Annotated in this window: 26 protein-coding genes; 11 read left to right on the top strand and 15 right to left on the bottom strand. The window is 66.9% G+C overall.

Features of this window, described 5'->3' with window-relative positions; genetic code table 11:
• Window positions 1–131 precede the first annotated feature (131 nt).
• Window positions 132–2,309 carry a CHASE2 domain-containing protein gene (locus tag RD110_RS16595; protein WP_239467052.1) on the top strand — a complete coding sequence of 726 codons (2,178 nt, stop codon included), beginning with the start codon at window positions 132–134 and terminating at the stop codon, window positions 2,307–2,309.
• A 35-nt stretch (window positions 2,310–2,344) separates the two neighbouring features.
• Here the strand turns inward: RD110_RS16595 and RD110_RS16590 are convergent, their stop codons facing one another.
• A complete protein-coding gene (locus RD110_RS16590) occupies window positions 2,345–2,986 on the bottom strand; it encodes an OmpA family protein (RefSeq protein WP_076200495.1) in 642 nt (213 codons plus the stop codon).
• Window positions 2,983–3,387 (bottom strand): FecR family protein, encoded by a 405-nt coding sequence (locus tag RD110_RS16585; protein ID WP_239467051.1) that lies wholly within the window; start codon window positions 3,385–3,387, stop codon window positions 2,983–2,985. Before RD110_RS16585 ends, RD110_RS16590 begins: the two co-directional genes overlap by 4 nt.
• Before the next feature lie 177 nt (window positions 3,388–3,564).
• Between RD110_RS16585 and RD110_RS16580 the strand changes: the two genes are divergently transcribed.
• Window positions 3,565–5,694: an HD domain-containing phosphohydrolase gene (locus RD110_RS16580; protein WP_204249980.1), complete on the top strand. Its 2,130-nt coding sequence runs from the start codon at window positions 3,565–3,567 to the stop codon at window positions 5,692–5,694.
• Window positions 5,695–5,698: 4 nt separating this feature from the next.
• Here the strand turns inward: RD110_RS16580 and RD110_RS16575 are convergent, their stop codons facing one another.
• From RD110_RS16575 to RD110_RS28065, 3 genes are all read right to left on the bottom strand, one after another.
• Window positions 5,699–5,902, bottom strand: a complete 204-nt coding sequence (locus tag RD110_RS16575; protein WP_076200493.1) for a putative motility protein — start codon at window positions 5,900–5,902, stop codon at window positions 5,699–5,701.
• Between the two features lie 38 nt (window positions 5,903–5,940).
• Window positions 5,941–6,942, bottom strand: coding sequence for an LLM class flavin-dependent oxidoreductase (locus RD110_RS16570; RefSeq protein ID WP_076200492.1), 1,002 nt, complete (start codon window positions 6,940–6,942; stop codon window positions 5,941–5,943).
• Window positions 6,943–7,070: 128 nt separating this feature from the next.
• Entirely contained in the window at window positions 7,071–7,424 is a 354-nt protein-coding gene (locus RD110_RS28065; protein ID WP_157900223.1) for a hypothetical protein, read from the bottom strand.
• Window positions 7,425–7,872: 448 nt separating this feature from the next.
• On the opposite strand from RD110_RS28065, the gene RD110_RS16560 reads away from it, so the two are divergent.
• The 5 genes from RD110_RS16560 (at window position 7,873) to RD110_RS16540 (ending at window position 12,364) form a co-directional block, all read left to right on the top strand.
• On the top strand, window positions 7,873–8,436 hold the full coding sequence (locus tag RD110_RS16560) for a hypothetical protein (protein WP_157900222.1): 564 nt from the start codon (window positions 7,873–7,875) through the stop codon (window positions 8,434–8,436).
• Window positions 8,436–9,074, top strand: coding sequence for a cell division protein FtsI (locus RD110_RS16555; protein WP_157900221.1), 639 nt, complete (start codon window positions 8,436–8,438; stop codon window positions 9,072–9,074). The genes RD110_RS16560 and RD110_RS16555 overlap by 1 nt, the downstream gene beginning before the upstream one ends.
• A gap of 50 nt (window positions 9,075–9,124) precedes the next feature.
• Window positions 9,125–9,838, top strand: coding sequence for a flagellar basal body L-ring protein FlgH (locus RD110_RS16550; RefSeq protein ID WP_076200488.1), 714 nt, complete (start codon window positions 9,125–9,127; stop codon window positions 9,836–9,838).
• Window positions 9,839–9,873: 35 nt separating this feature from the next.
• The gene (locus RD110_RS16545) at window positions 9,874–10,527 is read left to right on the top strand and encodes a chalcone isomerase family protein (RefSeq protein ID WP_076200487.1); all 654 of its coding nucleotides are present in this window, start codon (window positions 9,874–9,876) and stop codon (window positions 10,525–10,527) included.
• 130 nt (window positions 10,528–10,657) lie between these two features.
• Entirely contained in the window at window positions 10,658–12,364 is a 1,707-nt protein-coding gene (locus RD110_RS16540; protein WP_076200486.1) for a sensor domain-containing diguanylate cyclase, read from the top strand.
• Here the strand turns inward: RD110_RS16540 and mltB are convergent, their stop codons facing one another.
• From mltB to RD110_RS16520, 4 genes are all read right to left on the bottom strand, one after another.
• Entirely contained in the window at window positions 12,365–13,441 is a 1,077-nt protein-coding gene (gene mltB, locus RD110_RS16535; protein ID WP_076200485.1) for a lytic murein transglycosylase B, read from the bottom strand.
• Window positions 13,438–15,498 carry a transglutaminase TgpA family protein gene (locus RD110_RS16530; RefSeq protein WP_076200484.1) on the bottom strand — a complete coding sequence of 687 codons (2,061 nt, stop codon included), beginning with the start codon at window positions 15,496–15,498 and terminating at the stop codon, window positions 13,438–13,440. The genes mltB and RD110_RS16530 overlap by 4 nt, the downstream gene beginning before the upstream one ends.
• Window positions 15,492–16,472, bottom strand: coding sequence for a DUF58 domain-containing protein (locus tag RD110_RS16525; RefSeq protein ID WP_076200483.1), 981 nt, complete (start codon window positions 16,470–16,472; stop codon window positions 15,492–15,494). Before RD110_RS16525 ends, RD110_RS16530 begins: the two co-directional genes overlap by 7 nt.
• Window positions 16,473–16,764: 292 nt before the next feature.
• Window positions 16,765–17,688: an AAA family ATPase gene (locus RD110_RS16520; protein WP_076200482.1), complete on the bottom strand. Its 924-nt coding sequence runs from the start codon at window positions 17,686–17,688 to the stop codon at window positions 16,765–16,767.
• 41 nt (window positions 17,689–17,729) lie between these two features.
• Here RD110_RS16520 and RD110_RS16515 point away from each other — a divergent pair, with 41 nt between their 5' ends.
• The 3 genes from RD110_RS16515 to RD110_RS16505 all read left to right on the top strand — a co-directional run bounded on the left by RD110_RS16515 (window position 17,730) and on the right by RD110_RS16505 (window position 21,021).
• Window positions 17,730–18,683: a histone deacetylase family protein gene (locus tag RD110_RS16515; protein ID WP_076200481.1), complete on the top strand. Its 954-nt coding sequence runs from the start codon at window positions 17,730–17,732 to the stop codon at window positions 18,681–18,683.
• Between the two features lie 47 nt (window positions 18,684–18,730).
• Entirely contained in the window at window positions 18,731–20,050 is a 1,320-nt protein-coding gene (locus tag RD110_RS16510; RefSeq protein ID WP_076200480.1) for a mechanosensitive ion channel family protein, read from the top strand.
• Window positions 20,051–20,238: 188 nt separating this feature from the next.
• Entirely contained in the window at window positions 20,239–21,021 is a 783-nt protein-coding gene (locus RD110_RS16505; RefSeq protein WP_076200479.1) for an Npun_F0296 family exosortase-dependent surface protein, read from the top strand.
• 3 nt (window positions 21,022–21,024) lie between these two features.
• Here the strand turns inward: RD110_RS16505 and RD110_RS28060 are convergent, their stop codons facing one another.
• The gene (locus RD110_RS28060; protein WP_157900220.1) at window positions 21,025–21,285 is read right to left on the bottom strand and encodes a hypothetical protein; all 261 of its coding nucleotides are present in this window, start codon (window positions 21,283–21,285) and stop codon (window positions 21,025–21,027) included.
• 133 nt (window positions 21,286–21,418) lie between these two features.
• Window positions 21,419–21,955, bottom strand: a complete 537-nt coding sequence (locus RD110_RS16500) for a TetR/AcrR family transcriptional regulator (protein WP_239467294.1) — start codon at window positions 21,953–21,955, stop codon at window positions 21,419–21,421.
• A gap of 142 nt (window positions 21,956–22,097) precedes the next feature.
• On the opposite strand from RD110_RS16500, the gene RD110_RS16495 reads away from it, so the two are divergent.
• Window positions 22,098–23,507 carry an amidase gene (locus RD110_RS16495; protein ID WP_076200478.1) on the top strand — a complete coding sequence of 470 codons (1,410 nt, stop codon included), beginning with the start codon at window positions 22,098–22,100 and terminating at the stop codon, window positions 23,505–23,507.
• A gap of 353 nt (window positions 23,508–23,860) precedes the next feature.
• On the opposite strand, the gene RD110_RS16490 is transcribed toward RD110_RS16495, so the two are convergent.
• The 4 genes from RD110_RS16490 to RD110_RS16480 all read right to left on the bottom strand — a co-directional run bounded on the left by RD110_RS16490 (window position 23,861) and on the right by RD110_RS16480 (window position 25,827).
• Window positions 23,861–24,262: a Mor transcription activator family protein gene (locus RD110_RS16490; RefSeq protein ID WP_239467050.1), complete on the bottom strand. Its 402-nt coding sequence runs from the start codon at window positions 24,260–24,262 to the stop codon at window positions 23,861–23,863.
• A complete protein-coding gene (locus RD110_RS16485; protein ID WP_076200476.1) occupies window positions 24,259–24,684 on the bottom strand; it encodes a regulatory protein GemA in 426 nt (141 codons plus the stop codon). Before RD110_RS16485 ends, RD110_RS16490 begins: the two co-directional genes overlap by 4 nt.
• Entirely contained in the window at window positions 24,681–24,848 is a 168-nt protein-coding gene (locus RD110_RS28055; RefSeq protein ID WP_162277364.1) for a hypothetical protein, read from the bottom strand. Before RD110_RS28055 ends, RD110_RS16485 begins: the two co-directional genes overlap by 4 nt.
• 655 nt (window positions 24,849–25,503) lie before the next feature.
• Window positions 25,504–25,827, bottom strand: a complete 324-nt coding sequence (locus tag RD110_RS16480; protein ID WP_157900218.1) for a hypothetical protein — start codon at window positions 25,825–25,827, stop codon at window positions 25,504–25,506.
• Window positions 25,828–25,944: the final 117 nt, after the last annotated feature.

Raw genomic sequence — 25,944 nt, 5'->3', positions numbered from 1 at the left:
CGCTGTCCTGCATGGCCGGCGTGCGATGCAGGATAGAGTCGGAACCATCACCAGCCAGGCCGCCGCATGACCCAGCCCCTATGTTCCCGCGCCACTTTCCTTCCGGCTGAAGCCATGCCGGGCCGGTTGCCGTGACGTCGACGGCCGGCATGGGATGGCGCGGCGGTCGCAGCGGGCTGGCCCTCCTCGGGCTGCTGGTCTGGCTTGGGCTGAGCGTGGCGTTGCTGATTGCCGATCCGAGGCCGCTGCAGGCCTTGCGTCTGGCGGTGTTCGACCAGTACCAGCGCTGGCATCCGCGGGTTTACCAGGACACGGCGGTGCGGGTCATCGACCTCGACGAGGAGAGCCTCGCCCGCTTCGGCCAATGGCCTTGGCCCCGCACGCGGCTGGCCGAGCTCGTGCACCGGTTCGAAGCCGCCCAGGCCGCGGCCATCGGCTTCGACGTGGTGTTCGCCGAGCCCGATCGCACCTCGCCGCGGGCCATGGCCAGCCTGTGGCAACTGCCCTCGGTCGGTCGCGCTTTGCTGGCCGGCCTGCCCGACCATGACGCCGCCTTCGCCGACGCGCTGCGCGGCAGCCATGCGGTGCTTGGGCTTTCGATGCGCACCGAACGGCCATCCGCCGAGGCGGTAGGCAGTCAAACCCTGCCGCAGTCCGCGCGCTTCGTCGAGATGGGCCCCGCCGCCACCGCCGCCGTGCCCGAGTTCGCCGGCATCCTGCCCGCGCTGCCGGCGCTGGCCGGGGCGGCGGCCGGCAACGGCGCGCTGGTGTTCCTGCCCGACCCGGACGGCGTGGTGCGCCGCGTGCCGCTGGTGCTGCGCGCGGGTGGGCAGCTCGTCCCCACGCTGGCCGCGGAGATGCTGCGCGTCGGCCAGGGCCAGACCAACTACCTGTTGCGCGGTGTGGATTCGGCCGGCGGCGGGCTGGCGGAAGTCCGCATCGGGCAGATGACCCTGCCGACCACGCCGCGCGGCGAGCTCTGGGTGCACTACACAGGCGCGGCACCCTTGCGCACCATTCCCGCCTGGCAGGTGCTGGAAGGCCGGTTGCCGGCCGAGGCACTGCGGGGCCGTTTGCTGCTGGTCGGCAGTTCCGCGCAAGGGCTGCTCGACTTGCGCTTCAGCCCGCTGGGCACGGTCGTCCCGGGGGTCGAGGTGCATGCCCAGGTGCTGGAGCAGGCGCTCACGGATGCGTTCCTGTACCGGCCGGGGTGGGCCCATGCGATCGAAATCCTGGCGGTGGCCGTCGGCGGCTTGCTGGTCGGCGGCCTGGCGTTGACCACCGGGCCCGCCGTTTCGGTGGCGGCCACGGCTTTGCTGATCGCCGCAATGGGCTGGGGCGGGTGGACCGCGTTCGTCGATCATCGGCTGCTGCTCGACCCGCTGACGCCAGCGCTGGGTGTGTTCCTGGCCTTCCTGCTGCCGAGCCTGCTGCGCCACCATGCGAGCGAGCAGCGCAGGCGCTGGGTGTCGCAGGCGTTTTCGCGCTATGTCTCGCCGAACCGGGTGGCGCACATCGTCGAACACCCGGAGGAACTCCAGCTCGGCGGCGATCGGCGGGAATGCAGCTTCATCTTCACCGACCTGGCCGGATTCACCGCACTGATGGAGAAGATCGACCCTGGTCAGGCGGTGGGCCTGCTCAATGCCTATCTCGACGGCATGATCGCCATCGCCTTCCGGCACCAGGGCACGCTGGACCGCATCGTCGGCGATGCCGTGGCCATCATGTTCTCCGCGCCCGTGGCGCAGGCCGACCACCGGCAGCGTGCCTTCGATTGCGCGCTGGCCATGCAGCGTTTCGCCACCGACTTTGCCCGGCGCCAGCATGCGGCCGGCCTGGCCTTCGGCCGCACCCGCATCGGTGTGCACAGCGGAGAAGTCATCGTCGGCAACTTTGGCGGCAGCACCATGTTCGACTACCGTGCCTTGGGCGACGCCGTGAACACCGCGGCGCGGCTGGAAAGCGTGAACAAGCACCTGGGCACCTGGACCTGCCTGTCGGAGGCGACGCTGGCTGGTTGTGCCGGTGCGGCGGTGCGCCCTGTCGGCCGGCTGGTGCTCAAGGGCAAGACGGAGCCGCTGTCGGTGTACCAGCCGCTGAACGACGGGCTGGACGGCGCGTCCGATCCCGAACGCCTGCGGGCCTACGAGGCGGCCTATGCGTTGATGGCGGCATCATCCCCCGAGGCGCTGCCGGCCTTCGAGGCCTTGGCCGCCGACGATGCCGCCGATCCCCTGGTGCAACTGCACCTGGGCCGGCTGCGCGGCGGTGTGCTCGGCGATCTGCTGGTCATGGAGGACAAATGATGCAAAGCCAACGCCACCGCGCCGATGGCGTAGCGTCAACGCACCGTGACTTCGACGCGGCGGTTGCGCGGCTCGGGGGTGTTGTCGGGCGTGGGCACGAGCGGGTTGCGCTCGCCATGCGAGGTCACGTCGACGTTGACGGCCTCGGCCGTGGCCGCCTTCAGCAACTGGCTTACTTGTTCGGCGCGGCGCAACGAGAGAACTTCGTTGGATGCGGCGCTGCCCACGGTGTCGGTGTGGCCGATCACCGAGATGTCGGGTGCGGGCCGGCTGCGCACCTCGGCCTGGATCTGGGCCAGCAGCGCGGCCGAGGCCTTGTTGATGCGCGTATCGCCGATGTCGTAGTACAGCTGGAAGGACTTCGGCGGCCTGGGCTGCGCGCGAACGGCTGCATCGGTATCGCGGCTCAACTGCTGGGCGTCGATGGTGTAGCGCTGTGCGGAATCCTTCAATGCGACGGCGTGGTGCGATTGGTTCAACTCGACCGCCCCGGCAGCACCGGTGTAGATCACCTTGCCTGTCGTGCCATCGTCGTTCTCCAGCAGCACCAGGTAGGAACGCGGCGGAGCGGGCGGTGCCTTCACCTCCGGCGTGGCGCAGGCGGTGGCCAGCAGGGCGGTGATCAACGTGGCCGCGAGCGCGTGCCGGCTGGAAGGACAGAGCGGACGCAGGCTCATTCGACCACCACCACGAAACGCGTGCCGCGCACGCCGATGATCCCGCTGGGTGTCTTGAACTCCACCGCTTCGGGTTTCAGATGAGCAATCGCGCCCGACACATAGTGCATGCTGCCGCTGGCGATTCGGCCGCCCAGCTTCAGGTCGCCCTTGGCCGGCGCGAACAGGTAGGCGTCGAGCGTGAATTCGGTGGACGGGCCGAAGGACATCAGCGTGTTGTCCTTCAATGTCACGCCGAGGCTGCTGGCCGCGGCCGTGCGGATCACGTCCCCGACCGCCAGCGGCGTGCCGACGCGCGCGGGTGCGGTCTTGCCGCCCGATTGCACGCTGGCCTCGCCGGTCAAGGTCTTCACATAACCCACAGGTTGGGCGAAACATGCCGCGGCGCTGGCGAGCAGCATGGCGCAGCCTAGATTCCGGATTGCATCGATGTTCATAGGATTGGCGAAGAAAACCATGGATTTGCTGAGGTCGGCCGACCATAACCCCGGCGGCGCGTCAACCCGGTCGATTGACGGGTACGCAACGTCCGCGCTCCGGGTTTGTGGGCAGTTTTTCACGTCGGAGCGGATTTCGTGATGACGGCCGCACGCGACGGCTGGAGCATCCGCGCCGCACTGACCGGCGCCGTGCTGGCGGCACTGCTGCTGGCGGGCGCCGCAGTGGTGGCGATGGCGTTTGGCGGGTTGGGCGCCAGCGACCTGCGTCTCTGGATGGGGGCTTTCGTGTTGACCTTCCTGTTGCTGGCCGCCGCGCTGGCCTGGTTCGGCGCGCGCCGCTTCGCGGGTCGGCTGGCCGCGCTGGCGGCGGACGCCCGGCGCATCCACCGCATGGACCTGGCACCCACGCCGCGCGTGCGCTCGCGGCTGCGCGAGGTCGACGAGCTCGGCGCGGCCCTGTCGGTGATGAAGGCCTCGGTGCGCGGCAGCACCCAGGCCTTGCAAACCTCCCAGCAAAAGCTCGAAGACCTGATCACCGCAGGGCTCAACATGTCCCGCGAACGCGACATGATGGGCCTGCTCGAGCAGATGATCTGGGGTGCGCGCCAGCTCACGCAATGCGACGCGGTCACGCTGTACATCGTCACCGAGCAGCGCACCCTGCGTTTCGCGCTGCGCACGCGCGACGACCAGTTGCCGGTCGCCGAGATTCCGCTGCACGACCCGGACGGCCGCGAGAACACGCAGTTCGTCTCGGCCTTCGTGGCGCTGCGCAACCAGGCCGTGGTCATCGACGATGTCTATCGAGAAGACCGCTTCGACCTGAGCGGCACGCGCGGCTTCGACGCCACCTCGGGTTACCGCACGGTGTCGATGCTGGCGCTGCCGCTGGCGCCGCGCGAAGGCGAGGTGATCGGCGTGCTGCAGCTCATGAACGCGCTCGATCCGGCGACGGGGGAAGTCGTGCCCTTCGATGCCGAATCGGTCCGGCTGGCTTCGGCCCTGGCCGCGCAGGCCGCGGTGTCGCTCGACAACCACCAGCTCGTGCAGGCGCAGCAGGACGTGATGGACTCGATGGTGCGGCTCATCGCCGGGGCGATCGACGCCAAGAGTCCCTACACGGGCGGGCACTGCGAGCGTGTGCCCGCGCTGGCCATCATGCTGGCCGAGGAGGCCACCGCCGCCAAGGAAGGCCCGCTGGCCTCGTTCGGCTTCCACACGCCCGAAGAATGGCGCGAGTTCCAGGTCGGCGCCTGGCTGCACGACTGCGGCAAGATGACCACGCCCGAATACGTGGTCGACAAGGCCACCAAGCTGGAGACGATCTACGACCGCATCCACGAGATCCGCACGCGCTTCGAGGTGCTGTGGCGCGATGCCGAGATCGATGCACTGCAGGCGCGCCTCGCGGGCGAGGACGAAGCATCGGCCATGCGCCGCCGCAACACGCGCCAGGCCCGGCTGCAGGAGGATTTCGCCTTCCTGGCCGAATGCAACCTCGGTGCGGAATACATGGCGCAGGACCGCGTCGCGCGGCTGCGGCAGATCGCGGAGCAGACCTGGTGGCGCCACTTCGACGACCGGCTCGGCATCTCGCACGGCGCCCAGGCGCGGCTGCACGCGATTCCCGGCCAGGCGCTTCCCGTGCGCGAGAAACTGCTCGACGACAAGCCGGAACACATCGTCGAACGCCCGCCTTCGGCCGCGATGGACCCGCGCTTCGGATTCAAGCTCGACGTGCCCGAGCACCTCTACAACCATGGCGAGCTGTACAACCTGTCGGTGAGCCGCGGCACGCTCACGCCCGAGGAACGCTACAAGATCAACGAACACATCATGCAGACCATCGCCATGCTGGACGCGATGCCGTTCCCCAAGAACCTGCGCCGGGTGCCGGAATACGCCGGCACGCACCACGAGACGCTGACCGGCAAGGGTTATCCGCGGCGGCTCGACGCCTCGCAGCTGTCGGTGCCGGCGCGCATCATGGCCGTGGCCGACATCTTCGAGGCGCTCACCGCGGCCGACCGGCCGTACAAGAAATCGAAGACGCTGTCCGAGGCGATTGCCATCCTCTACGGTTTCAAGCAGCGCCGTCACATCGATGGCGACGTGTTCGACCTGTTCCTGACTTCGGGCGTGTACCGGCGTTATGCCGAGCGCTTCCTGGCGCCGGAACTCATCGACGAGGTGGACATCGCGGGCTATCTCGGCCCGACGAACTGGACCACGCGGCGCCAGCCCGACCCGCGCGAGGGGGAGGCCTGATCCCTCAGGCGAAGGTGTTGAGCTGCGTGCCGAGGCTACCCTCGGTGGCCAGCGGCGGCGGCTCGGGCAGGGCCTGGATCAGCGCCGCGGCCATCGCAGCCTGCGTGTTCAGCGCCTTTTTCAGCACCATGATGTTGAGCGTGTCCGAAGCCGGCGCGGAAGCCGCTGCGGTCGCGCCCTGGACGGCGGGGGTGTTGGCGATGTTCATGGCGCTTTATCGGCCGGCGCGGCGGATTCTTGAGTCGCTCAGGCCGCCACGGCCACGTCGCTGCGGACTTCGGCGGCGATCTCGTACGAGTGCACCCGCGCCGCGTGGTCGTAGATCTGCGAGGTGATCATCAACTCGTCGGCACCGGTGCGTTCGATGAAGGCCTGCAACTGGCGGCGCACCGTGTCGGGTGCGCCGATGGCGGAACACGACAGCGTCTGGTCGAGCATGCCGCGTTCGGCCGGGCCGAGCTGTTCCAGATAGCCCGGGCGGGGCGGCTGCAGCATCGAGGCGCGGCCACTGCGCAGGTTCACGAAAGCCTGCTGCATCGAGGTGGCGAGCAGCCGGGCCTCCTCGTCGGTGTCGGCCGCGAACACGTTGAAGCCGAGCATCACATACGGGCGGCCGAGTTGCTTCGACGGCTTGAAGCGCGCGCGGTAGATCTCGATGGCCTGCAGCATCGCCGCCGGCGCGAAATGCGAGGCGAAGGCGAACGGCAGGCCGAGCTCGGCGGCGAGCTGGGCGCCGTACAGGCTCGAACCCAGGATCCAGAACGGCACCGAAAGGCCGGCCGCCGGCACGGCGCGCAGCGTCTGGCCGGGTTGCACGGGCTCGAAATAGGCCATGAGTTCGACCACATCGTTCGGAAACTGCTGCGCGTCCGAGGCGAGATCGCGGCGCAGGGCGCGCGCCGTGGCCTGGTCGGAGCCGGGCGCGCGGCCCAGGCCGAGGTCGATCCGATCGGGGAACAACGCGGCCAGCGTGCCGAACTGTTCGGCGATCACCATCGGCGAGTGGTTGGGCAGCATGATGCCGCCGGCACCGACGCGGATCGACTTCGTGCCGGCCGCCACATGGCCGATGACCACGGCCGTCGCCGCGCTGGCGATGCCCGGCATGCCGTGGTGCTCGGCGAGCCAGTAGCGGCGGTAGCCCCAGGACTCGGCATGCTGGGCCAGGTCGAGCGTGTTGCGAAACGATTGGGCGGCGGTGCTGCCTTCCACGATGGGGGCGAGGTCGAGGACGGAAAACGGGATCATAGGGGGCGCTTCGGTTGGGGCTCGGCGGAAGGACCGAAACCAGGAGGGCCCATGCTAAGCCGATGCCGCTTCGGGCGTACCGTGGCCCGCCCATGGCCCTGCCGGCATCCCTAGCAATATGGGCGATCTCAAACGAAGACGTCGATCGCGTGTTTCACCGCCGCGGCGACGACGGTCGCATACCCGAGCACGTCGCCCGCCGTGTCGACGGCGGCCGACACCGTGTCTTCCACGCCCTGCACCACGCCCACCACGGCATCGCCGGCCGCCTGCACCACACCACCGACGGCTGCACCCACCACCTGGCTGCCGACGTCGTGCAAGCCGGCGACTCGGCCCACGTTGCCGGCGCTGAGGGCGTACAGCGTCTTGGCCGCGTCCGCCGCCTTGGACGCCACGGCCGCCACCGTGGCCTTCGCGGGCGTTTCGGCCGAGGCCGCGCGTGCGGTATTCAGTGATGAAAGGGGTGGGATGCGGCTCAAGCGGATTCCTTTGGCTGAATGAAACGGCGGATACGGTCAATACATCGTTAAAGAATGCGGTATTCACAATGTATCGGCATTGTCGGGATTTATTGAAGAAATATTGGAGGCATTTACTTTGAGTCCGATTTATTTCATTGGTGGTACGAAATGCACACGAATGAGGAACTGCGGATACGAGGTGTCCATCTTGGTACGAGCGGAATTCGGCGATCCCAGGGGGGCGCCGGCGATGCGCGGGCTTGTTGTACGGTCATCGATACTTTGTTTTGGATATGTACCGCAAATTGAATAGTCCATGGTTTTCTTATCGTGTTTGTATATTTTGCATAAATGAAATATGTCGGTATTCGAATTGACGGGTTTTAATGGGATTTATCTGGTGATGAATATGAGAGGCTGAAAACTAATATCGACTCGTCTTTCAACCGAATCCAAGGAGATCAGCATGGGAAGCGTCAATTCAATATCCTCGCTCGGCGGCTATATGCCCTCGGTGGCCGGGCCGAAGGTGGCGCCGGGCGCCTACGAGGCCAATGCCGCCCAGTACGGAGCGACCACGGCCACGGTGATGGGCGCGGCCAGCGCGATCGGCGATGCGGTGGGCACGGCCTACACGTTCAGCGCGGAGAGCCTTGAAAAGCTCGGCCAGGCCGCCAAAGGCGGGGTCAACGCGGTCACCGACGCGGTGGGCGATGCGATCAACGGTACCGAAACGGCCATCGGCGACGCCGTTCACGACGTGCAGCAGGGCATCGCCGAATTCGGCGACGGCGTCTCGAACCTGGTGCACGAAGGTGTGGATGCCTTGCGAAGCGCTGGCAACGCCATCGCCAGCACGGTCGAAAGCGCGGCGACCAGCGTGGAGGATTCCGTTGCCTCGGCAGCCGGTTCCGTCGGCGATGCCGTGGCTTCTGTGGCCGACGGCATCGGCAGCGCCGCCAGCAGCGCCGCCGCCTACCTGACCATGGGTGTGGCGGCCGGCAAGCAGATGCTCAGCGAGGTGGCGTGATGCGGCCCGTCCATTCACTGGGAGGCCATGGCGCGGCGGCGGCGCCCCAGCAAAGGGACCGGCGCGACCGGCGGCACCGGCCGTATGGCGTCTCGGGCGCGGGCCTGCTTCTCGCGCTCGCGCTGGCGGTCATGATGGTGCTGTCGCTGTCGGGCTGCTCCATCATTTCGCCGGCACCGCTCTGGGAAGCGGCCAAGGGCGCCGCCACGGTGGCCACCGGTTCGCTCTCGATCGCGACGCCCGACGCCAGCAATACGGTCTACCACCTGCATCCCACGTTCAAGGAAGTCTGCATCGAATACAACCCGCAGGCGGAGGTGCCCGACATGGTGCCCGTCTTGCAACGTGCGCTGCGCGACCATGGCGTCGAAAGCCGCGTGTACGACCGTTTTGCCGTACCGCCGGATTGCGACGTCTGGCTGCGCTACGTGGCCGAGGTGGAGTGGGCCGTTCCCGTTTTCGAAGATCAATACAAGCTGAACGTGAGCGCCGTCTCGTTGAAGCTGCAGCGGGCCGGCGGCGTGGTGCTGTCCAGCAGCGACTACCGCAACAACAACTTCATGGGCCGCGGCAAGTGGGCTTCCACGAGCGACAAGCTGAAGCCGGTCGTCAGTGCACTCCTCACCGGTTTCCAGTGAGCCTGCCTGCGACACAAGTCCCAGCCATTCCAGCCATCCAAGGGTGTTCCATGAAACCTCATCTTCCTTCCTCCAACCGGGCGGCAGGCCTCGGCGCGGCCCTGGTGCTCGCCGGGCTGGTCTCCGGCTGCGGCACCGTGTCGGACTCGATCGTCTCGCCGCCAACATTGGCGCCGCCCACCGCGCGGCCGATCAACATCGAGCGGTTGAACAACGGCGCGATCTTCCAGGTCGGCATGCAGTCCTCGCCGTTCTCCGTAAGGCGCAAGCCGCGCAACATCGGCGACACGCTCAAGGTCGACATTTCCGAAAGCCTGTCCGCGAGCAACAAGGTCACCACCGACACCAGCCGCGAGAACGCCGTCGCCACCAAGGGGCCGGGCACCTCCAGCACCAGCGGCGGCCTGATCAACAAGATCCTCAACCTGAACGACTCCGCCTCGGGCAGCGATTCGTTCAAGGGCTCGGGCAGCACCGAGAACACCAGCAGCTTCACCGGCATGCTGGCGGCATCGGTCATCAACGTGCTGAGCAACGGTAACCTGGTGATCGCCGGCGAACGCAGCGTGGCGCTCAATGGCGGCGTGAGCACGCTGCGTTTCTCGGGCATCGTCGACCCGAAGGACCTGTCCGAGAGCAACCTCGTGGCCTCGTCCGACGTGGTCAACGCCAAGCTCGAGGTGCTGGGCCGTGGCGACGTGTCCGAGGCCGGCCGACGCAGCTGGCTGCAGCGCATCCTGACCAACAGCCTGTCGATCTGGTAGCCGCCACCCGGTCCCCCAACCTCAAGGAGCATCCGATGAAATTCAATTTCAGGACCATGCCTTCCCTGGTCGCCGCGAGCTCGGTGCTCGCCGCCGCTTCGTGCGTGGTCGCGTGCAGTCCGGCCCTGGCCGCCATCGACGTGGGTGGCGTGGAGTTCGACGACGCGGCGCATGTCGCCGGCAGGAGTCTCAAGCTCAATGGCGGCGGCATCAGCATGCGGCTGATCTTCAAGGTCTATGCCATGGGCCTGTACCTGCTGGACCGCCGCCGCACGGCCGAGGACGTGCTGGCCAGCGAAGGCCCGCGCCGGCTGATGATCGCCATGCTGCGCGACGTGAGCGGCCAAGAATTCGACGAAGCGGTGATGCGCAGCATGGCCGACAAGGACGACAAGTCCGATCCGGACCGGGACAGCCAGGCGCGTATCGCGGGCCAGATGGCGCAGCTGGTCAGGGCCATCACCAGCCAGCCCGGCGGCCTGCGCAAGGGCGACCTGCTGACGCTGGACTGGGTGCCGGGCACGGGCACCGTGGTCGAGCTCAACAGGAAGCCGCTGACCGAGCCGCTGCGCGACATCGCCTTCTACAACGCGCTGCTCGGCATCTGGCTCGGCGACAAGCCGGTCGATCCCCTGTTGAAGACGCGGCTGCTGGGCCGCTCGACGGAAATGCGCGCCGCCGCCAACTGAGGGCCTGGGGAGGGCGCAAGCTTCCGATGATGCCAATGGCCGCGCGGGCACTGTGGCTTTTGACTGTAGAGTGCGGGGATTCTGGTCAACTGGAATGCGGCATTCCATTCCCCACCCTACAGCCCGCGCGATGAAGCTCAAGCCTTTTTCCCACTGGAGCCTGCGGCTGCAGATGGCGCTGGTGTTCAGCGCGCTGGCGGTCGCCGCGACGGCGGCCCTGTCCTATGTGTGGATCAGCATGCTGACGCCGCGCATCGAGCAGGCCGCGGCCGATGGGCTGCAAGCCGTGGCCCACAATGCCGCGCGCACGCTGAGCGAAGGGCTGTTCGAACGGAGCCGAGAAATGGAGTTGCTGGCCAATGCCGAGCCGATGTGGGTCAACGGCCTGGAGGACGACGGCGTGCGCCAGATCCTGGCGCTGAGCCAGTCGGCCACGCCGAGCAGCCGGTGGATCGGCGTGGCCGACCTGCGCGGCGTCGTGCGCTCGGCCACCGGGAATCTGCTGGTGGGCCAGAGCGTGAAGGAACGGCCCTGGTACGCCAAGGGCTTGAAAGGCGTGTATGTGGGCGACGTGCATGCCGCCAAGCTGCTGGCCGCGCTGCTGCCGCCGGCGCAGGACGGGGCCCCCGAGCGCTTCGTCGATTTTGCCGCGCCGATCAAGGTGGACGGCGTGGTGGTCGGCGTGCTCGCCGCGCATGGCACCTGGGACTGGACGCGCCGCGTCATCGAGTCGCTGATGCCGCCCAGGGCCCGCGAACTCGGGCTGTCGGTGTTCATCTTCGACCGCGCGGGCAACGTGATCTATGCGCCCGACGGCCAGACCGATCGATTTGCCGCCGAAGGCCAGAAGCTGCCGGTGCTCGACCCAGCCCGCGCCATCAGCGTCGGTAACGGCATCCACGTGGCCGTGGTGCCGTGGAAGGATGGACAGGACTATCTGACCTCGGTGGTTCGCCTGCCGGCGCGCACCCCCGCCAGCGACCTCGGCTGGCACGTGGTGGCGAGCATGCCGGTGTCGGTGGCCTTCATCGACGAACGGGCGGCCACGCAGCGCGCCATCTGGGTCGGCCTCGCCGTGGCGGTGCTGGCCACCGGCCTGGCGTGGCTGGCGGCCGCGCGCCTGAGCGCGCACCTGTCGGCCATCACCGCCGCGGCCGGCGAGGTGCGGGCGGGCCGGCCTGGCGCGCAGATTCCGTTGTTGCACAGCAGTGCCGATGTACACCAGCTTTCCACCGCGCTGCACGGCATGACCGAGCGGCTGATGCATGTGCAGGAGGAGACCGAGCAGAGGGTGCGCGACCGCACGCGCGAACTCGAGAAGGCTACGCAGGAGCTGGCCAACCAGGCCCGGACCGATCCGATGACCGGCCTGCTGAACCGCAGGGGCTTCGAGCCGCCGTGGCAGCATGGCCTGGCACTGGCGCGGCGCAGCGGCCGGCCGCTTTCGGTGGTGATGGTGGACATCGACCACTTCAAGCGTGTGAACGACACCTTCGGCCACGAGACCGGCGACGTGGTGATCAAACACCTGGCGCAGTTGATGACCAGCCGGCTGCGGGGCACGGACTGGGTGGCGCGGCTCGGCGGCGAGGAGTTCGTGGCGATGCTGCCCGACACCGACGTCGACCAGGCCGAACGCATCGCGCGGGAACTGGTGCAGGCCATGGCCGCGCAGGAGCTCCCCGCGGTCGGCCGCGTCACCATCAGCGCCGGCGTGGCCGGCCTGGCGCCCGACGTGGACGATGGGGCGATGCTGTTGCGCCGGGCCGATGCCGCGCTCTACCAGGCCAAGCATGGTGGGCGCAACCAAGCCTGCGCGTGGAGCGCCGGCGCCTGATCACTTGCGGATGACAGCCGCCACGGCCTCGCCGAGTTCGATCACCGCCATCGCGTAATAACTCGACCAGTTGTAGCGCGTGACGACGTAGAAGTTTTCCGTGCCGGCCACGTAGCTCGGCGGCTCCGCGCCGTTCTGCAATTCCACCAGTGCGAGCTGGCCCTTGTGCTGCAGCGCATCGCCTTCCAGGATCGCACCCTTGGCGGTGAAGCTGGCCACGCTGAAGCTGGGCAGGATGTCCGGTGCGAGCAGGGCCTCCATGTCCACCGCGGTGGCATCGAAACGCACCGGGTAGTGGGTGGGCATGCCCGGCTGCCAGTTGAACGACTTGAAGTAGTTGGCCACCGAGCCGATCACGTCCGCCGGGCTGTCGAAGAGGTCGACACGGCCGTCGCCGTCGAAGTCCACCGCGTACTTGACCCAGCTCGTGGGCATGTACTGCGGCATGCCCATGGCGCCGGCGTAGCTGCCGCGCAGCGCGAACGGGTCGATGCCGGTGCGGTTGGCGTGGCTCAGGAACTGCTCGAGTTCGCCCTTGAAGTAGGCGCTGCGTTCCCGGGCGCGCGGATGGCTGGCGGGGAAGTCGTAGGCCAGCGTGGCCAGCGCGTCCATCACCTTGAAGCTGCCGACCTGCTGGCCGTAGATGGTCTCCACGCCGATGATGCCGACGATGATCTCGGCCGGCACGCCGTATTCCTTCTCCGCGCGTTCGAGCGCGGCGCGGTTCTGTTCCCAGAAGCGCACGCCGGCCGCGATGCGGATCGGCTCGACGAAACGGCTGCGGTAGACCCGCCAGTTCTTCGGTGTGCCGCTGGGCGCCGGCGTCATCAGCCGCGCCACGCTCGGCAGGAAATGCGCCTGGCCGATGGCCTGGCGCACCCATTCGCGGTCCAGGTCGCGCCGGCTGGCGATGTCGTCGGCATCGGCCATGGCGTCCGCCCGGGTGGCGTAGAGCGGGCCGGCGGCTGCGACCGCTGTCGCAGGCTTCTTTCGTTTAGAGGGTTTTTCGGCGCCAGCGCACAGTGGGAGCGCGCAGGCTGCTATCAGTGCGATAGCAAACGGAATTTTTTTGATCATGAACCTGGCCAGGCCAATTGTTGGAAGACACGCCGGAGTCTAGCCAGCCCGGCACGGCGCTCTGGCGATGCGGCCGGGGCGTAGCGCTGGGCTTCGAGCTGCAGCAGCCAGTCGCGCACGGCGGCCGTGCGGTCGTCGGCTTCGGCATCGAAGTGCCGCGCCAGCAAAGCGGCCATCTGCCGGGGCGGCGTGGCAGCGGGCACCTCCACGCCGGCCTGGCGCAGGCGGGCCTGGGCCTGGGCCAGCAGGCGCAGCCAGGGGTCGTGCTGGCGCCGCTCCCACAGCATCCAGCCGACACCGGCCGCGCCCAACAGCGCCAGCAGCACGCCGATGGCGCGGACCAGATCCTCCCAGCCGGCCACGTCCAGGCCCAGCCGCTTGAGCAGGTCGAGCTGGCGGGTCTGCGTATAGTTCAGCACCCACTGGTTCCAGCGGTTGTTCAGGGCCTCCCAGGCCGCGCGCAGGTTGGCCGCCAGCGTGGGGTTCACCGTGCCGATGGCGGTGGCGAAGACGCCGGCCGGCGCCTGCAGCCGGGCCAGCGAACCGATGCGGCCCGGCGAGACCGCGCCCGTCGGGTCCACGCGCACCCAGCCGCGGCCGGCCTGCCAGACTTCGGCCCAGGCGTGGGCGTCGCTCTGGCGCACGGTCCAGAAGCCGTCCACGCTGTTGATGTCGCCGCCCTGGTAGCCGGTGACGATGCGCGCCGGGATGTCGAGCGCGCGCATCAGCACCACGAAGGCCGAAGCGATGTGTTCGCAGAAGCCGGCCTTGTTGTCGAACCAGAACACGTCGGCCGTGTCCCGGCCGTAGACACCGGGCTCGAGTGTGTAGCTGTAGCCGCCGGTGCGCAGCTTCTCGAGCGCGGCGGCCACGAAGGCCGCGGCATCGGCATTGGCATACCGCGGGTCGCGCCGCAGGTCGGCCGCGAGCTGCAGCGTGCGCGGGTTGAAGCCGGCGGGCAGGTCGACATAGGCCTGCAGGCGCAGGGATTGGCGCTCGGGGCCGTGGCGGAAGTCGGGATAACTCTCGGCGCGGTAGCGCGTGAGGTCGGTCAGCGGGCGGCTGGCCATCCACTGCAGGTCGGGCGTCATGAACACGCGGCCAGTCTGCTGCGCCGGCAGTTGGGGCGGGCTCGGGGCGGCGTCGAGCAGCAGCAGCCAGGGCCGGTTGTTGGGCTCGAGCGTGACCTCGTAACGCACGGGTGGACCGCTGACTTGCAGGTTGGCCTCGCGCGGATTCTCGAAGCCGAAGCCGGCGTACTGTGCGCGCCACTCGCGGCCGTCGAACTGCGACAGCACCGGCCCGCGGAAATACAGCGTGTCCTGCGGAGGTGGCGCGCCCTCGAAGCGCACCCGCAGCGCGATGCTGTCGTCCAGTGCCAGGCTGGCCATGGTGCCGACCTGCATCGTGCCCGACAGGCCGCTGCGCCCCGTCATGCCGTCGCTCGGAATGCCCCACAGCGGCGCCATGCGCGGGAACAGCATGAACAGCACGAGCATGACCGGTGCGCCGAGCAGGGCCATCCAGCCGGCGGTGCGTGCGGCTTCGGCCAGCGGCGGCTTGCCGACGGGCATGTGCGCGTTGACCAGCGCGGTCAGCAGGCCGAGCAGGGCGACCAGCATGGCGGCTGCCGTGAGCAGCGACTGCGAGAAGAAGAAGTTCGTGAGCATCGTGAAGAAGCCCAGGAAGAAGATGACGAAGGCATCGCGCCGCGCGCGCAGCTCGAGCGTCTTCAGCGCCAGCAGCACCACGATCAGCGTCACGCCCGCGTCGCGGCCGAGCAGGGTGCGGTGCGTGGCCCAGGTGGCGGCCAGCGTCACGGCCAGCAGGCCGGCCATCCACCAGCGCGAGGGCAGGGGGCCGGAGGTCCAGGCCAGCCAGCCGCGCGCGAGCAGCAGGCCCGCGGCGAACAGGCTGCACCACAGCGGCAGGTTGCCGATCTGCGGCAGCAGCACCCAGGCGACTACGAGCAGCAGGAACAGCGTGTCGCGGCCCTCGCGCGGCAGTGTCGAGAGGCGGGCCGAGCTGGAGAGGCCGGATCTCGGGGCTTTCAGCACAGGGCGAGCGCCTCCAGGCAACGCCGCTGGTGCGCCGCGCCGCCACCGGGTGCAATCTCGGCGCCGGGCAGGCGCAGCCCGAAATCGAGCCCGAGCTGGTCGGCCTGCAGCACCCAGGCGCACAGCCGCGACAGGCGCTGCTCCACGCTGGCGCTGCCTGCCTGCGCGAAATCGAGCCACAACACATGCTGCTGCGTCTGCGGGCTGTCGCGGCTCACCAGTTCACCGGCCTTGGCGAACTTCTTCCAGACCACTAGCTTGAGCGGATCGCCGCGCCGGTAGCCGCGCACGCCATCGAATTCGCCGCTGCTCTGCGCATGGCCCGTACCCGCGCCGCCGGATTTCGGCTCGCCGGGCGGCAACGGTGGCGGATGCGCCTCGGGCTTGGGGTAGACCATGACCTGCGCGGCAGGCCGCCAGTAGCACCAGACGCGGAAGGTGCCCAGCGGGAACCGGGTTTCGGCCGTGATCGCCGGCACGCGATGCAGGCCGCGCGTGGCGGGCGCGAAGGCCACGTGCACGGTGGCGCTGCCGAGGGCGGGCACGTCGGTCCAGGTCCAGTGGTCGGTGCCGAGCAGCGCCAGGCCGATGCCGCGCCGGGGTGTGCGGCGCTCGCTGCTGAGTTGCACGGTGAGCACGGTGCTGGTGCCGGCGAACTGCGCGTCCGGCGCGACGAGCTTGAGATCGATGCCGCGCAGCGTGGCATGCGCCACATGCATGCCGACCGCCGCGCAGCCCGCGAGCAGGAAGGTCAACAGGTAGCCGAGGTTGAGCTGGTAATTGATGCTGGCCACCAGCAGCACGAGCAAGGTCGCGGCCAGCATCCAGCCCGGGGCGGTGGGCAGGATGTACACGTTGCGCTGGGTGAGGCGCAGCGTATCGGCCAGCGGCAGCCGGCTTTGCCACCAGCGCTGGAAGCGTGCACGCGCCGGGGCGAGGGGGTTGAGGCGCTGGAGGGTGGTGGCAAAGGCCATGGCGCTAGGCACCGTCTGCGCGAAGTTGGCCGAAGCCGTGGGGTGGGAAACAGCGCTTCGACAGCCTCAGGGCGAACGGGGAGGGCAGATGCCAACCGCCGTTCCACACGTCCAGTGCGAGCGCGGCGGGATTTTGATCCCCCGTTCGTGCTGAGCTTGTCGAAGCATCTGTGTCAAGCCCTTCGACCAGCTCAGGGCGAACGGGGAAGTGATTCCGTTCGTGCTGAGCCTGTCGAAGCACCCCTGCCAAGCCCTTCGACAAGCGCAGTGCGGACGGTCGGCGTGGCGTCATCTACGACAAAGGCACGGCGTCGATCATCGCGCGCACCTGTTCCACCGCGCCTCGGCCCGCATCGCCGACCGGGATCAGCCGGTGCGCCGCCGTCTGCGGCAGGATGGCCTGCACGTCGTCGGGGGCCACGTAGTCGCGTCCGCTCAGCAGCGCCTGGGCCTTGGCCGCGCGCACCACGGCGATGCCGGCGCGCGGGGAGAGGCCCTGCAGGAACCAGCGGCCGGAACGCGTGGCGGCGACGAGGTCCTGCACGTAGTCGAGCAGGGGTTCGGACACATGCACTTCCAGCACCTGGCGCTGCAATTGCTGGAGCTCGTGCGGCGTGAGCAGGCTCTCCAGCGTGTTGGCGCGTTCGCGCGGGTCCTGGCCGCCGAGCAGCACCCGTTCGGCTGCGCGGTCCGGGTAGCCGAGCGAGATGCGCATCAGGAAACGGTCGAGCTGGGATTCGGGCAGCGCGAAGGTGCCGAGCTGGTCCATCGGGTTCTGCGTGGCGATCACGAAGAACGGTGACGGCAGGGGGCGCGTCGCGCCTTCCACCGTGACCTGCTTTTCCTCCATGGCCTCGAGCAGCGCGCTCTGGGTCTTGGGGCTGGCGCGGTTGATCTCGTCCGCCAGCAGGATCTGCGCGAACACCGGCCCGGGGTGGAACACGAAGGCCTCGCGGCCCCGCTCGTAGACGGACACGCCGGACAGGTCGCTGGGCATCAGATCGGCCGTGAACTGCACGCGCGAAAACTGCAGCCCGAAGGTGCGCGCCAGCGCGTGGGCCAGCGTGGTCTTGCCGACGCCCGGCACGTCCTCGATCAGCAGGTGGCCACCGGCCAGCAGGCAGGCCACGCAGTCCTGGACTTGAGCGGTTTTTCCCACGATCACCGTGTTAAGCTGATCCAGGAGAGACTTCAATTTGGGCTGTGCAACAAGCATGGCAGGACGTTACACGAAATGACCAGCGATGGCCGGCAATCATGAATAAAACCGGATACTTCACCAGCCCGTCTTGTCGCCAGCACGAGATGGGCGAAGGCCACCCCGAATGCCCGGCCCGGCTGGACGCCATCGAAGACCGCTTGCTCATCACCGGCGTGGCCGACGCCCTGGAGCGGCGCGAGGCGCCTGAAGCCTCTCTCACCGATCTGGAACTGGCCCACACCCGCACCCACATCGCCGCGTTGCGCGGCCTGACCGACGGGCTGCGCGACGAGATCGACGCAGGCGGCCCGACCCATGCCCAGCTCGACCCCGACACCTCGCTATGCGTGCACACCTGGGACGCCGCTCTGCATGCGGCCGGCGCCGCGCTGGCCGCCACCGACGCCGTGATCGCCGGCGAGCTGGAAAACGCGTTCTGCGCCGTGCGCCCGCCGGGTCACCACGCCTGCCGCGATCACGCGATGGGTTTCTGCTTCTTCAACAACGTCGCGCTGGCGGCGGAATACGCGCTCGCGCGGCATGGCCTGTCCCGCGTGGCCATCGTCGACTTCGACGTGCACCACGGCAACGGCACCGAAGACATCGTTTGCGGCGACGAGCGCATTCTGATGGTGAGCTTCTTTCAGCACCCTTATTACCCCGAGGGCGGCTCGCTTTCCACCGCGGCCAACCTGGTCAACGTGCCGGTGCCGGCCTACACCAAGGGCATGGAGGTGCGCGAGATCATCGAAGCCGAATGGATGCCGCGGCTGGAGGCTTTCGAGCCGGAGATGATCTTCATCAGCGCCGGCTTCGACGCGCACCGCGAGGACGACATGGGGCAGCTGGGCCTGGTGGAGGCGGACTACGCCTGGATCACCTGGCGCGTCAAGGAAGTGGCCAAGCGCTACGCCAAGGGCCGCATCGTGAGTTGCCTGGAAGGCGGCTACAACCTGAGCGCGCTGGGCCGCAGCGTAGAGGCGCACGTGCGGGTGCTGGCCGATCTTTGAGCGCCGTCACCTGTGCATAAGGCCGTGACCGCAGGGACCCGAGTGGCATGGACAGCCTGCAGACTTGGCTCGCCGCGCTGACCCGCCCTTCGGCGCTGGCCGAAGGGACGGTGATCGCCGCGTGTGTGTTGGCCGCGCTGGGACTGGCCTGGGCCTTGCGCCGCGGCCTGGGCTGGCGCGAGGAAGGCTCCATCCTGTTCGGCCGCCGGCTGGTCGACGGCGTGTTGTTTCCCCTGTTGCTGCTGTGCCTGGCCTATGTCGCGCAGGCCCTGGTGGCGCACCGGCTGCCGCTGGCGGTGTTCCGCATCGCGATTCCGGTGTTGATCTCGCTGGCCGTGATCCGCCTCGGCGTGAAGGTGCTGCAGGTCGCGTTCAGGGATGCCCCGGTGGTGCGGGTGCTGGAGCGCACCATCTCCTGGGTGGCCTGGCTGGCGGTGGTCCTGTGGGTGAGCGGCCTGCTGCCGGTGATCCTCGAGCAGCTGGACCAGATCCGATGGAAGGTGGGCGGCTCGACGCTGTCGGTACGGACCATGATCGAAGGCGGCCTCACCGCCGGCACGGTGCTGATCATCACGCTGTGGATCTCCTCGGCCATCGAGGCGCGGCTGCTGCATGCGGCCACTGGAGGCGAACTGTCGCTGCGCAAGGCCGTGGCCAATGCCACGCGCGCGTCGATGCTGTTCGTGGGCCTGCTGGTGGCGCTGTCCTCGGTCGGCATCGACCTCACGGCGCTGTCGGTGCTGGGTGGCGCGGTGGGCGTGGGCATCGGCTTCGGGCTGCAGAAGCTCGCGTCCAACTATGTGAGCGGTTTCGTCATCCTGGCCGAGCGCAGCATGCGCATCGGCGACCACGTGCGCATTGACGGTTTCGAGGGCCGCATCACCGACATCAACGCCCGCTACACCGTGGTCAGCGCCCCCAATGGCCGCGAATCCATCGTGCCCAACGAGATGCTGATCACGCAGCGCGTGGAGAACTGGTCGCTGAACAACCGGCGCATCGCGCAGAACACGGTGGTGTCCGTCGGCTACGACAGCGATGTCGACCGCGTGATGACCTTGCTGGCCGATGCCGCGCGCGCCGAGCCGCGCGTGCTGGCCGAGCCGGCGCCCTCGGTCACGCTGTCCAATTTCGGCGCCGACGGGTTGGAGTTCACCGTGGGCTACTGGATCGAAGACCCGGAGAACGGCCTGGGCAATCTGCGCTCGGCGATCAACCTGGGCATCCTGCGTGCGCTGCGCGCGGGCGGTATCGAGGTGCCTTATCCGCAGCGGGTCGTGCATGTGCAGGGCGCGGGCGAGGTGGTGGAGAGCAACCGTTCCGGCACGTTGCCAGCGGCCGGAAACCAACCGGCGCGTCAGGGTTGACCTGGGTGTTCGGGGCCGGCTGGCGCGTTGCTGTGTGGATGGTGTCGGTGCTCTCCTACGTCGAGCAAGCTTACAAAATTTTTTCATTTGGCGAAATATTCAGACTACATCATTGAATTCAAAGGAAAATTTCTCCTGGTACGGCCCTTGCATGATGGTCTTCACTCAACATCAACCAGGGAGATTTCATGAAGAATCTGTTCGTCAAGGCCATGCTGGCTGCTGCAGCCGTGGCTTCGTTTTCGGCGCACGCCGTGTCGGTGAACTACACCTACACCAACACGAACGTCGCCGGTGGCGACCAGTCCGGCAAGACCAGCCCATTCCTGACGGCAGCCAATGTGGCCACGCCAGGCTCGAATGTGTTCGTGGAAACGTTCGGGGCCCGCAACGGCGGCGGCAACAGCCAAGGCTGCGGCCTGGACACCCCGTCCAATCTGGTCAGCCTGAACGGCGGCACCTATGACTTTCGCAAGGGCACCGTGGCCGGTGTCGCCGCGGCACCTGCCGGCGACAGCGGCTGCTACGCCTACGGCCCCACCGCGAACGGCTCGCTGCCAGACGTTGTGACGGTCAACTACTCCGGCTTGCTGTCCACGCTGGGCTCGAACGCCAGCCTCAACTATCTCGGCCTGTATTACGGCTCCATCGACACGTACAACGATCTGATGTTCTACAACGCCAATGGCGACCTGATCACCACGGTCACCGGCGCCAGCCTGATCGCGCAGTTCAACGGGACGTCGGGCAACCAGTCGGCAGATTCGTCGAACATCTACGTGAACCTGTTCTTCAGCCCTGCCGAGCAGTTCACCAGCTTTGCGTTCTCCACGACTGGACGGGCGTTCGAAATGGACAACGTGGCGGTCGGCATCAATGTGTCCAACAACGTCCCCGAGCCTGGCTCCCTGGCGCTGCTGGGCATCGGCTTGGCTGGCCTCGCGGCTGCTCGCAAGCGCAAGAAGGCCTGAGACTCAGCGCCCTGCAAAACCCGCTTCGGCGGGTTTTTTTTGACCGCCTGAAGGTCCTTCGGTCCCGGTGGTTGCATTTTTCAGGGCCAGCGCTGTCAGGGCGTCGCCCGAGTGTGGGTCCGGCGTCGCTCTATGGGGAATGTACAAGCGCCGGCCACCGTGGCGCTCGACCACTAGCATGGTGGCGGGCAAGCCGATCAGTCGCACGAAGTCCTGCAGCACCTGGGGCAGCAGTTCGGTCGACAGATCCGCCCATTCGCTCACGATGTGGCGCCTTTCGCCGTGGCGCGCTTGTGCCAGGACTTCAGGGCCTCGATGCGGGCTGTTAGAAGGCTAAGTCCACGACACAACAGCAGACTTGCTTTGCAAAAAATTTACCGCCAGCGTCGTTAATTCATCAGGCCGGCAGCAGCCCGGCGCTCCGGTAGCCGTCCATGAGCGCGTCGAAGAGCGCGATGTCATTGCGGCTCCGCGCCATGAGCTGAGCGCCGGCGACGGCGGCATAAATGGACTTGGCGCGCTGCTCGCTGGTTTCGGGCGAGAGGCCCATAGCAACAAGCACCTTCGTCAGCCACGCCACATTGACGTCAGCGAAAGCCTGAACCTCTGTTTTCACTTCGTCGGGGAGCTCGTCGTACTCCGCCGACATGAAGCTGACCAGGCACAAGCGGTTCTCGTTTTCAAGTGACTTTCGAAAAATGCTCGGGTAGTTGCGGAGCGCGGCGCGGCTGTCGCCGACCTCCGCGAGCATCGCATCTAGCCCAGCAGCGGTGTCTTGCCAGTAGCGCTTCGCGACAGCGGCAGCAAGGTCTCCCTTGGTTGCGAAGTGGTAGTAAAGGCTCGTGTGCTTGACGCCTACCGTCCCAGCCAACTCACGAAAGTTCAACCCCGCGTAGCCGCGCGACTGCGCAGCCAGCCTCGCGGCTTCCAGGATGGACTCGCGTGCGTTGTTCGGGTCTGGCTTCCGTCCCACGTTAATTTTCCCTTCGACGAAAAATTCTTTGACACGGGTCAATTCTACCGCTTATGATTTATCTACCAAGTGGTTGGTAATCAAATCTGAAAGGACTTTCATCATGGCTCAAGACCTCACTTTCCTCGACGCCACCAAGCTGGCTGAACTCATCCGTACCCGCGAAATTTCCTCCGTGGAAGTCGTCGCGGCGCACCTCGACCGCATCAAAGCGGTAGACCCCAAGGTGAACGCAATCGTGACTCTCGCAGACGGCGCGCTCGAAGCCGCAGAGCAGGCGGACGCCGACGTTAAAGCGGGCAAAGAGCTCGGCCCGCTGCACGGCGTCCCGTTCACAGCAAAGGACTCCATCGATACTGCCGGCGTGCTCACGCAGCGGGGCTCGCCCATCTTCAGGGGCCGTACGCCCGATGCCGACGCCGAGAGCGTGGCGCGCATGAAGAAAGCGGGTGGCATCCTGCTGGCCAAGACGAACCTCCCTGAGTTTTCCTACTGGATAGAGAGCGACAACCTGCTGTCGGGCCGCTCGAACAACCCTTGGGACCTGACCAAGACGCCTGGAGGCTCCAGCGGCGGTGAATCAGCAGCCATCGCCGCGGGCATGTCGCCGATAGGCCTGGGCACTGACTTGGCCATCTCCGTGCGCGGTCCAGCCGCTCAGACCGGTATCGTGTCGCTGAAGGCCACACACGGTCGTGTGCCGATGACTGGCATCTGGCCCCGCGTCCCACGCCGCTTCTGGCACGTCGGTCCTATGGCACGCAGCATTCGTGACTTGGCGCTGGCCTTCTCGCAGCTCGCCGGCCCGGACGGCAAGGATGCCTTCGCCACGAGCACGGTGCAGTTCGATGCTGGTATCGGCCGCCAGCCCGGCCGGCATCTGCGCGTTGGCTGGATGACCGGCCCCGGCTTCGGCCCGGTCGACCCAGAGGTGCGCGCGACCGTGTCCGCCGCCGCAGACGCGCTCAAGGGGCTGGGCATCCACGTCGAGGAAGTCGGCATCCCGGCTCTGGAGAAAGACTTCGCCCTCGATGTCTTCAACCGTCTGCACGTGATGGAAATGAAGGCTGCGTTCGCAGAAGCCACGGCCGGTCGTCATGACGACGAAATCTACAAGATGGCCAAGACCATGCTGAGTCTGCCGGATACCTCGATGACGGACTTCATCGACGCCGAACAGGGCGCAGAGCGCATCCGTGACGGCTACGCCGAGTATTTCAAGAGTTTCGACGTACTGCTCACGCACGTCCTTCCGATTCCCGCCCACAAGCACGGGATCGCCGAGTTCGTCATCGATGGGCACAAGGTCGATGCCACGTACCTTCAAGGTGCAACCGTCCCCCTGAACGTCACAGGTCTGCCAGGCATCTCGATGCGCTTCGGTACGAGCAAAGAGGGCATGCCTATCAACGTGCAACTGGTGGGGAGTTGGCTGGCGGAGTCGACCATTCTGCACGTGGCCTCGCTGCTTGAGGGCGTGAGCCGGGTTCGTGACCTGCATCCTGCGCTCTGACCCTCGTGCCGGTTGAAATGCCCAGCGCATGGGTAGCCGGCAGGTTGGCCAAAAGCTACGCGGCCTTCGGTCGAGTCAAACCGAGGGCTGCCCACGTGGGAACGCCATGGACAATTCATCCGAATCGCACGCCTATGCGTTCAAGGCGTGGTTGAGGCGACCAACTTGCAAAGCATTGACCCCGGGACAAACGAGGTTTCGCTCGACCGCATCGGCGGAGTGGCTCCGTCCAATCAAAAACAACTGGCTGCACAGATGCCGATGAAAAGCAGCCCGCCCTAATGCCGACGTACCGACTGTCTGCTTCTGGCCGAAAGCTACCATCGTATCAGGCACCTTGAGCGCTGGAAAAGTCACTCGAACAGGCTGACCTGATCGCGATTCACGTCAGCCGCGCGGCCGACAATGTTCCAGATTTGGCGCTCCGTCAGATGGTGCTCGGCGGCGAGTTTGCTGGCCGACTTCGGGCCGATCTCCGAGCGGATGCGCTGGTCGCGAAGGTGGCGCAGCGCGACCACGGCCTTGGGAATGTCGAAGTGGTCCTCGCGCCCGTACACCGCACTGAGCTGGGCCAGTTTGTCGACGCCGATCAGTTGCGCAAGATGATGATTCGGCGTCGCATTGAGCGGGATGTACAAGCGCCGGCCACCGTGATGCTCGACCAGCTGCATGGTGGCGGGCAGGCCGACCAGGCGCACGAAGTCCTGCAGCACCTGGGGCAGCAGCTCGGTCGACAGATCGGCCCATTCGCTCACGATGCGGCGCCTTTCACCGTGGCGCGCTTGTGCCAGGCCTTCAGGGCCTCAATCACCGCCGAAGCCTGCTTGGTGGGCAGGAACTTCAGGTCGGCGACACCCATGCCGGCGGTGCGCCCCACGAAAGCCATCATTGCGGCCTTCGAGCCGTCCTTCACGCCGCCTGCCTTCACCAGCTGCTGCCAGTACCAGTCGATCTTGTCGGCCTGGCTGAAGGGCTTCTTGGCAGGCTTCCAGCCGCTGGTTTCCAGGTGGGCAAGAAAGGCCTTGCGGCCAGCGGCGTCGAGCTGGCTGGCCGACGTGACGCCCGTCCTGGCCTGCAGGATGACGCGGTAGTCGTCGTCGGACCAACCCAGGGCGGCGACGCCGATGTGGATGCGCGCCAGGTCGGCGTTGCGATTGTCGCGGGCGAGCTTGCTCATGCGGGCTCCTGAAACAGCCGGTCAAGCAACGGATCGATGATCCACACCCAGATCCCGATCAGGCTGGTCACCAGGAAGCCGATCTGCTGCGCGAAGAAGAACCAATGGTTGTGGCTGTATCGCCAAAGAAAACGTTGGTCACTGCCAAAGCGCGCGGCGCGCAATTCAATGTGGGGAGGTGACCGTTTTGACATGACGGATGCGGGAGGGAAAAATTTCGGTCGCTAGATTTGGCGCGGGTTTCCGGGCGATTTGGGGTGTTTCGGGGCTGACGGTGGTTTTGGCACGGAATGGGACATCCAGGGCAGCGAAACGGCCAGTATGGGCACGGAACGGGCCGAAGTGGGCCGGTGGTGGGTGCGAGTGATTCAACGGGCCTAGAGGCCAGTTTTCATTGGGAAAACAGCTTGCAGCGCAGCGCGCAAAAGGCTTGTGACGGAGGCTTCGCTGTGGTCTTGATCGGGGCTGGAACTCGGACGTTGGGAACTCGGACGGGATCTCGCGTCCGAGTTCGAAAAAGCCAATGCTGTCATGAGGTTACGTACGCAGCGGCCGACAGGCTTCAACGTCCGAGTTCCGTGAACTCGGACGCTATCTCGGACACATTGGCTGGTTAAAGTCGGACGCTTCTCGGGCAGCGCAAGGCCGGCAGTTACAGTGATCGACGGGGCTGGAAAAGCCAGTCGAATAGGTTGACCTGGTCACGGCTTACGTCAGGGGCGCGGCCGACAATACTCGAGATTTGGCGCTCGATCGGGTGGCGACCGCCGGCCACTTTCGGCCGTAAGTTGACGCTGATACGATGACCCCTTTCGGCCACTACCGGACTTCGGCTCCGCGCAGGCTCAGCTGAATTCCACCCTCGACTTCTTCCACGGCTACTTCACGAATCGAAGCAGCGGCACGTCGGCACGCGTCGATGTCATTCGTTGCGTCCAAGCCTCCAAGGCGCACGGAACGCATGATGTCCAGACGCGCTATTTCCTCGAAGCGCACATCGGAACCAGCCTTGACCGTTTCCGGGCCGATGTCCATCCTCCTGGGCACGTACATGTAGAACGCCATGCCGGAATGAAGATGCCAGTGAGCTAGAAAGTGCCCGGCATCGGACAGGCTCGCGAGCACATCTTTCCAGTGATTCATGCGTCGATTATCGGGGTCGAGCAAGGTCCGGTATGGAGCGCGTCGGAAGACCGCTTCGGGCCCAAAGCTGCCGGTCGGCATTTCCCCAAAGCAGACATTGGTGAGTCCTCAATTGCA

Source organism: Rhodoferax koreense, assembly GCF_001955695.1.
In the GTDB taxonomy this organism is placed as follows: domain Bacteria; phylum Pseudomonadota; class Gammaproteobacteria; order Burkholderiales; family Burkholderiaceae_C; genus Rhodoferax_B; species Rhodoferax_B koreensis.
Note: the sequence above shows the minus strand (reverse complement) of the source record. Positions and strands in the feature narration are given on the sequence as shown.

Bases quoted from the DNA above. Each gene is read 5' to 3' on its own strand.
- RD110_RS16590 (WP_076200495.1), bottom strand. From the start codon at position 2,986: ATGAGCCTGCGTCCGCTCTGTCCTTCCAGCCGGCACGCGCTCGCGGCC.
- RD110_RS16585 (WP_239467051.1), bottom strand. From the start codon at position 3,387: ATGCTGCTCGCCAGCGCCGCGGCATGTTTCGCCCAACCTGTGGGTTAT.
- RD110_RS16580 (WP_204249980.1), top strand. From the start codon at position 3,565: ATGACGGCCGCACGCGACGGCTGGAGCATCCGCGCCGCACTGACCGGC.
- RD110_RS16575 (WP_076200493.1), bottom strand. From the start codon at position 5,902: ATGAACATCGCCAACACCCCCGCCGTCCAGGGCGCGACCGCAGCGGCT.
- RD110_RS16570 (WP_076200492.1), bottom strand. From the start codon at position 6,942: ATGATCCCGTTTTCCGTCCTCGACCTCGCCCCCATCGTGGAAGGCAGC.
- RD110_RS16560 (WP_157900222.1), top strand. From the start codon at position 7,873: ATGGGAAGCGTCAATTCAATATCCTCGCTCGGCGGCTATATGCCCTCG.
- RD110_RS16555 (WP_157900221.1), top strand. From the start codon at position 8,436: ATGCGGCCCGTCCATTCACTGGGAGGCCATGGCGCGGCGGCGGCGCCC.
- RD110_RS16550 (WP_076200488.1), top strand. From the start codon at position 9,125: ATGAAACCTCATCTTCCTTCCTCCAACCGGGCGGCAGGCCTCGGCGCG.
- RD110_RS16545 (WP_076200487.1), top strand. From the start codon at position 9,874: ATGAAATTCAATTTCAGGACCATGCCTTCCCTGGTCGCCGCGAGCTCG.
- RD110_RS16540 (WP_076200486.1), top strand. From the start codon at position 10,658: ATGAAGCTCAAGCCTTTTTCCCACTGGAGCCTGCGGCTGCAGATGGCG.
- mltB (WP_076200485.1), bottom strand. From the start codon at position 13,441: ATGATCAAAAAAATTCCGTTTGCTATCGCACTGATAGCAGCCTGCGCG.
- RD110_RS16525 (WP_076200483.1), bottom strand. From the start codon at position 16,472: ATGGCCTTTGCCACCACCCTCCAGCGCCTCAACCCCCTCGCCCCGGCG.
- RD110_RS16520 (WP_076200482.1), bottom strand. From the start codon at position 17,688: ATGCTTGTTGCACAGCCCAAATTGAAGTCTCTCCTGGATCAGCTTAAC.
- RD110_RS16515 (WP_076200481.1), top strand. From the start codon at position 17,730: ATGAATAAAACCGGATACTTCACCAGCCCGTCTTGTCGCCAGCACGAG.
- RD110_RS16510 (WP_076200480.1), top strand. From the start codon at position 18,731: ATGGACAGCCTGCAGACTTGGCTCGCCGCGCTGACCCGCCCTTCGGCG.
- RD110_RS16505 (WP_076200479.1), top strand. From the start codon at position 20,239: ATGAAGAATCTGTTCGTCAAGGCCATGCTGGCTGCTGCAGCCGTGGCT.
- RD110_RS16495 (WP_076200478.1), top strand. From the start codon at position 22,098: ATGGCTCAAGACCTCACTTTCCTCGACGCCACCAAGCTGGCTGAACTC.
- RD110_RS16485 (WP_076200476.1), bottom strand. From the start codon at position 24,684: ATGAGCAAGCTCGCCCGCGACAATCGCAACGCCGACCTGGCGCGCATC.
- RD110_RS16480 (WP_157900218.1), bottom strand. From the start codon at position 25,827: ATGAATCACTGGAAAGATGTGCTCGCGAGCCTGTCCGATGCCGGGCAC.